The sequence below is a fragment of the Deinococcus pimensis DSM 21231 genome, from assembly GCF_000519345.1.
Taxonomy (GTDB): Bacteria; Deinococcota; Deinococci; order Deinococcales; family Deinococcaceae; genus Deinococcus_A; species Deinococcus_A pimensis.
Genome location: NZ_KI912636.1, coordinates 10,164 through 11,304 on the forward strand (window position 1 = coordinate 10,164; position 1,141 = coordinate 11,304).

3 protein-coding genes are annotated in these 1,141 nt (G+C 72.9%); 1 reads left to right on the forward strand and 2 read right to left on the reverse strand.

Annotation, left to right across the window (positions count from 1 at the left end):
- A partial coding sequence (locus tag DEIPI_RS29520; RefSeq protein WP_045233896.1) for a helix-turn-helix domain-containing protein occupies positions 1 to 175 on the reverse strand: 175 nt, incomplete at its 3' end.
- Positions 176 to 247: 72 nt separating this feature from the next.
- Between DEIPI_RS29520 and DEIPI_RS0107865 the strand changes: the two genes are divergently transcribed.
- Positions 248 to 736: a DinB family protein gene (locus DEIPI_RS0107865; protein WP_045233897.1), complete on the forward strand. Its 489-nt coding sequence runs from the start codon at positions 248 to 250 to the stop codon at positions 734 to 736.
- Between the two features lie 15 nt (positions 737 to 751).
- On the opposite strand, the gene DEIPI_RS39245 is transcribed toward DEIPI_RS0107865, so the two are convergent.
- Positions 752 to 1,141: hypothetical protein (locus DEIPI_RS39245; protein ID WP_027481411.1), on the reverse strand; the 390-nt coding region annotated here is incomplete at its 5' end.

The window sequence follows — 1,141 nt, forward strand, 5'->3', positions numbered from 1 at the left end:
CGCCCGGCCCGCGCGTGGACGTGACAGGCAGGCCGAGGTCGCGCAGGCGCAGCACGTAGCGCTGCACGGTGCGCGGGCTGACCTCCAGCACGCGCGCGAGCTCGGCGCCCGTGACCTCCTCGCGGGCCTGGAGCAGTTCGAGGACCGTGAGGACGCGCATCGACGGGTCGTACATGCCTCAGTGTGCCACGAGAGGGCGACACGTCCTGTCGGGAACCGGGCGTACGCTGGGTTCAGGAGGATCACCATGACCACCCCCACGACCGAGGCGCCCGTCCTGACCGCGTCCGACTTCCTCACCCACTGGCAGGGGCACCGTGACCTCACGCGGCGCACCATCGAGGTCTTCCCCCAGGAGCACCTGTTCACCTTCTCGCCCGAAGGAACCATGCGGCCCTTCGGCGCGATGATGCTGGAGGTCGTCGGGATGATGGAGCCCACCCTGCGCTTCCTCGTGGAGGGCGAGTGGAAGCCCGTGCTGAGCGACCTGTCGGAGGTCACGACGAAGGAGGCCCTGCTGCGCGCCTGGGACGACGCCACGGACGCGCTGCGCGAGCAGTGGGCGCGCGTGCCGCCCCAGCGTCTGTGGCTCGCCGTGCCGGTCCTGCCGCACCTTTCGGCGGCGCTCTACCTCGTCGACAACGAGGTGCATCACCGCGCGCAGGGCTTCGTGTACCTCAGGCTCCTCGGGGTGCGGCCGCCCGCGTTCTGGGAGCGGACCGTCACGGGCGGCTGAGGCGCGCGGCGCCCCTCAGCAGAGGTGCCGGCCGGAAGCCGGCACGACGGGCAGCGCCGGATCCTTCCCGCCGAGGAGCGGAGCCCCGTCGCACTCGACGGACGTGACGGTCAGGGCGACGTCGACCGCACGGATGAGGAGTTCCAGCGTCCCGCCGGTCGAGTTGCCGCCGAAGTGCATGTGCCCGGTCGAGTCCTCGTGCATGCCGGGCGCCGCACCCCCGGGCGCGCGGACGAGGATCGCCTCGCTCGGCCGGGCGTCCGGACCGGGCGCGTCCGCGCGGACATGATGCACCAGCACCGAGAGTCGCCACGCGCCGCGCGGGACGGGCAGGGTGAGCCGCAGCGTCGGCGGCGCTCCGAGGTGCCCGCAGCGCGAGACATGCGCGCGTCCGTTCTCCACGCA